Source organism: Intestinibacter sp. (genome assembly GCF_051866655.1).
Classification (GTDB): Bacteria; Bacillota; Clostridia; order Peptostreptococcales; family Peptostreptococcaceae; genus Intestinibacter.
In genome coordinates this window covers 1-4862 of sequence record NZ_JBJDXL010000205.1, presented here as the reverse complement: position 1 = coordinate 4862, position 4862 = coordinate 1, and the positions used below count along the sequence as shown (strand labels likewise).

General features: G+C 32.2%; 5 protein-coding genes. All 5 read right to left on the bottom strand.

The features are described 5' to 3' along the window. A partial coding sequence (locus ACI3VO_RS06285; RefSeq protein WP_439757087.1) for a UDP-N-acetylglucosamine--N-acetylmuramyl-(pentapeptide) pyrophosphoryl-undecaprenol N-acetylglucosamine transferase occupies positions 1-284 on the bottom strand: 284 nt, incomplete at its 3' end. A gap of 14 nt (positions 285-298) precedes the next feature. Further along, entirely contained in the window at positions 299-1435 is a 1137-nt protein-coding gene (gene spoVE / locus ACI3VO_RS06280; protein WP_320623832.1) for a stage V sporulation protein E, read from the bottom strand. 54 nt (positions 1436-1489) lie between these two features. Then, the gene (gene murD / locus ACI3VO_RS06275; protein ID WP_439757086.1) at positions 1490-2845 is read right to left on the bottom strand and encodes a UDP-N-acetylmuramoyl-L-alanine--D-glutamate ligase; all 1356 of its coding nucleotides are present in this window, start codon (positions 2843-2845) and stop codon (positions 1490-1492) included. Positions 2846-2867: 22 nt separating this feature from the next. Beyond that, a complete protein-coding gene (gene mraY, locus ACI3VO_RS06270) occupies positions 2868-3836 on the bottom strand; it encodes a phospho-N-acetylmuramoyl-pentapeptide-transferase (RefSeq protein WP_320925233.1) in 969 nt (322 codons plus the stop codon). 282 nt (positions 3837-4118) lie between these two features. Next, positions 4119-4862, bottom strand: a 744-nt coding sequence (locus ACI3VO_RS06265; RefSeq protein WP_439757085.1) for a penicillin-binding transpeptidase domain-containing protein, incomplete at its 5' end; no start/stop codon positions are given.

Genomic DNA, 4862 nt, shown 5'->3' with positions numbered 1-4862 from the left:
ATATCTGGTTTATATTTTTTTACTATTTTTCTAGATTGTTCTAGACCTTTGCATAATTTAAATACTCTCTTTATATTATCTAAATCTATTTTTCTCTTAAAACCTTGAACTGTGACTGTTTTTAATTCAAAACCTGCCTTTGGAACTATTTCAGATTCAATACCCTTTTTAGTTCCGACAAATAGAATTTCACAATCAGGATTATGTTCTTTTATTTTATTTGCTATGGCTATAGCTGGATATACATGTCCTCCAGTACCACCACCTGCTAATAATACCTTCACTTGATCATCTCCTGTTAATTAATTTTCACTTTCTTTGATATATTCAAAACAATTCCAATTTCACCCATCAGCACTGTGAGCGAGGTTCCTCCATAACTTATAAATGGAAGCGCCACTCCTGTCGCCGGCATAGAAGATGTTGCCACAGCTATATTAAAAGCTGCCTGTATTCCTATTTGAGCTCCTATCCCTATAACTACCATACATGCAAATAAATCCTTTGTCTTCAGAGCAATTCTTACACATCTATAAACTAGTATTACAAATAACATTATAACCAAAATACAGCCTACAAGACCTAGCTCTTCACCTATTATAGCAAAAATAAAGTCATTTTGAGGCTCTGGTATGTAAAAATATTTCTGTCGGCTCTTACCAAGTCCTAAGCCAAAAAGACCTCCTGAACCTATAGCGTAGAGACTTTGTATAACCTGATATCCGCTTCCAAGAGGATCTTGAAATGGATCTAAAAACGCTGTAAATCTCTTAAGTCTATATGGCTCTGCTATTACTAGGGCTATGAATAACCCTACACCCATAATTAGCATACTAAACACAAATTTCATGTTCATACCTGCCACAAATAGCATTATAAAAACTACTATTATAAGTGTTCCCGCAGTAGACATATTCGGCTGTAGCATTATCAGTATAAAAAATATTGACGGCACTATTAAAATAGGTATGACACCTTTTCTTAAAGATTTTATATCGTCATATCTTTTTTCTATGACCTTTGCTGTTATTATTATAGTTACAAACTTCGCTATATCCGACGGTTGAAAGGTCGCCCCTCCTATACCGAGCCATCGTTTTGCCCCGTTAGCCTCTATTCCTAGAGGTGTTAAAACTAATACTAGACATATGACTGTAAATATACAAAGTGGCAGTGAATTCTTCTTCCATATATTATAATCGATATTTGACATAAATATCATACCGCCAAACCCCAATATAGCGTAAATTATATCTCTTTTTAAAAAGAAATAACCGTCATGATGCTTAAATGAAGCCTGAACATAGCTTGCACTAAACACCATGACTATTCCAAACAATACCAACGCAATTGTGGTATAAAAAATCACTAAATCAAACTCCGTCTTCATCCCCTGTGTAATTTGTTTTTTTGTTTTCAAATTTTCATTAGGCATATGAATGACTACCCTCCTCATCGCTATTAGCTTTGAAGGAAGAGATTTAAATTATTATAAGCTATTTACATTATCTTTGAAGTCGCGTCCTCTCACTTCAAAGCTTGTGTACATATCCCAGCTTGCACATGCTGGAGAAAGTAAAACAACATCTCCTTCATTTGCAAGCTCTTGAGAAACTTTTACTGCTTCTTTCATATCATTTACTCTTTTAATTGTTTCAAATCCTTTAGCTTTTGCACAAGCTTCTATTTTTGGTGCAGTTGCACCCATTAATACTAAAGCTTTTACATTTTCCTTGGCAATGTCTAAAAGTTCATCGTAAGCACTATCCTTATCGTATCCTCCAGCTATTAATATTATAGGATTTTTGTAAGAAGTAACTGCTTTAATAGTTGAATCTGGATTAGTACCCTTTGAGTCGTTTACATACATAACTCCATCAAGAGTTCTTACATATTCTAATCTATGCTCTACTGCTTTGAAAGTTTTTAAAACCTCTCTAATGACGTCTAAATCTACACCTAGTACATATGCACCTATAGCTGCTGCCATGCAGTTTTCTAGGTTATGTCCCCCCGGTAAGCTAAGTTCATCTTTATTTAGAAGTACTATTTCTTTATCTACATTTATTATTATATTTCCTTCGTCGTTTACATATACTCCTCTTACATCTTGTGATTTTCTTGAGAAGTATAAAACTTGAGAGTTGCATTTACTTGCCAATTCTCTGACAGCTTCATCGTCGTAATTTAATATTGTAAAATCATTTTCGCCTTGATTTTTAAATATGTTAGCTTTTGCCATTATATAATTTTCCATAGTATGGTGTCTATTTAAATGGTCTGGTGAAAGATTAAGTATCATACTTACTCTCGGTTTAAAATCTACTATACTTTCTAATTGGAAACTACTAAGCTCTGTTACTAAGACAGAATTTTTATCTGCTATGCCAACAGTTTCTATTACTGGTTTACCTATATTTCCAACTACATAAGTGTCCTCCTTAGCAGCTTTAAATATTTCACCTACTAAAGATGTAGTTGTTGTCTTTCCATTTGTACCTGTTATACCGACAAATGTAGGATTATCCAAAAGTCTATAAGCTAATTCTACTTCTCCAATTACTTCTATATCACTTGAATATAATTTTTTTATAAAAGGTAGATCAAGAGGTACTCCTGGAGATACTACAGCTAAATCAATATGTGATACTTCCTCTGGATGGTATCCAAGTATATATTTTGCATTTTTTATGTCTTTTAATTCATTTAATATATCTGATAATTTTTCTTCTGTTTTTATATCGTTAACTGTTATATTAGCTTCTAATTTATCTAATAATTTGATAGTTGATATACCAGTTTTTGCTAAACCTATAAGCAATACATTCTTTCCTTTTAAATCCATTTTCTTTACCCCCATCACTTACTTAAAATACTGCTAAAACACCTATCCAACATAAAACTATAGTTGCAATCCAGAATATGAATACAACTCTTGTTTCTGGCCATCCACATTGTTCGAAATGGTGATGAAGTGGTGCCATTTTAAATATTCTCTTTCCATGTGTTAATTTGAAATAGCTTACTTGTAGCATAACAGATAGAGCTTCTGCTAAGTATATAAATCCTACTATTACTATTAAAAGAGGTGAATTAGTAAGAGTAGCAAAAGCAACTACTGCTCCACCTAATGCCATAGAGCCTGTATCTCCCATAAACACCTTAGCAGGATATGAATTAAATGCTAAAAATCCTAGGCAAGCACCAGCTGTTGCCGCAGCAAGTATTGCAACATCAGAATTAGATAGTGATACTGCAAATATCATAAAGAAAGTAGATACTATTAAAGTAACTCCTGATGCTAAACCATCAAGTCCATCTGTTAAATTTACTGCATTTACAGTTCCTATTATAAATATCATCATAAATGGAATATATAATATTCCTAAATTTATTACGTAATCTGTAAATGGTATCATAAGCTGTGTAGCACTTGGTGATGCACTATATTGATAATAAGCGACATATAAAGCAAGAGCAAATTGTAGTATTATCTTTTGATAAGCTTTAAGTCCTAAAGATCTTTTCATTTTTATTTTTATAAAGTCATCTAAAAATCCTACAAATCCAAATCCAACTATGCAAATTAAACCAACTATTAGACTTTGGCTTATATTAGCTCTAGTAAGCCCTGTAATTAATATAGCCACTATCATCATTATTCCACCCATTGTAGGTGTTCCATTTTTAGCTAAGTGTGATTGAGGTCCTTCATCTCTGACCGTTTGACCAAATTTAAATCTAGCAAGCATTGGTATAAATATTGGTCCAAGTATTATTACTATTAAAAAACCAATCATTGCTGTATACGTAAGTTCTGTAATTCCTAACATTATTTAAAACTCCTCTCCCTGTTGTTTCATCTTTTTAATTTAATATTTCTCATTTGCAATTATTAACTTTTTTTATGCTAAATATTCCTTTTTAAAATTAAAGTTTTTCTTTTGATGACTATATAATATTATCTGCATCTCCAATCTTAATAATTATATACCAAATTGATTTATTTTTGAAGATATTTATAATAGTAAGTCTTATTTTATAATTATTTTATGTATTATTTTTTAATAATGCTCGATAATTAAATGTCTAGAGTTTTATAATGTAGTTTTTTATCGTCAGTTTTTAAAATACAAGGATATACTAGAGCCCTCATTTACTTTGATACCTGGCTTTGGAAACATATCTGTGACTATGGCTTTATCATCTACCTCTATGTCTGTATCTAAATTTGATTCTAAATTATTTTCTTCTAGTATTTTAGTAGCTTCTTTTATAGTTAAGTTTCTGACATCTGGAATTTCAACCTGTTTTTTCTCATTTTCTGCTTTTTCTTCTTCTGTATAAACCTTTTTAATACCTAGATATTCTAAGCTTTGACTCATAACTTCCTTTATAATAGGTCCAGCTGTAGTTGAACCAAATGCGACTACATCTGTAGGCTCATCGACTATTGCCAGTACTACTATTTGTGGGTCATCACATGGAGCAACACCTACAAAGGAACAGATATATTTTCCCTGTGCGTATTTTCCATCTATGACCTTTTGAGCTGTTCCTGTCTTTCCGCCGAGTCTATATCCAGGCAAATAAGCTATTTTACCTCCTCCATCTGTTACGACGGACTGCATTACTTCTAGCATTTTTTTAGATGTATCATTAGAAACCACTTGTCTTACAGTTTTTGGTTCAATCTCTTCTGTTATATTGCCTTCATTATCTGTATAAGCCTTTACAAGTCTAGGCTGCATAAGATTTCCATCGTTTGCAATAGCAGAGACAGCTGTGATTAGCTGTATAGGTGTTACTGATATAGATTGACCAAAAGAAATAGTTGCTAGTTCTACAGGTCCAACGTCTTT

Excerpts from the sequence above, each read along its gene's own strand:
- spoVE (WP_320623832.1), bottom strand. The coding sequence starts at position 1,435 with ATGCCTAATGAAAATTTGAAAACAAAAAAACAAATTACACAGGGGATG.
- murD (WP_439757086.1), bottom strand. The coding sequence starts at position 2,845 with ATGGATTTAAAAGGAAAGAATGTATTGCTTATAGGTTTAGCAAAAACT.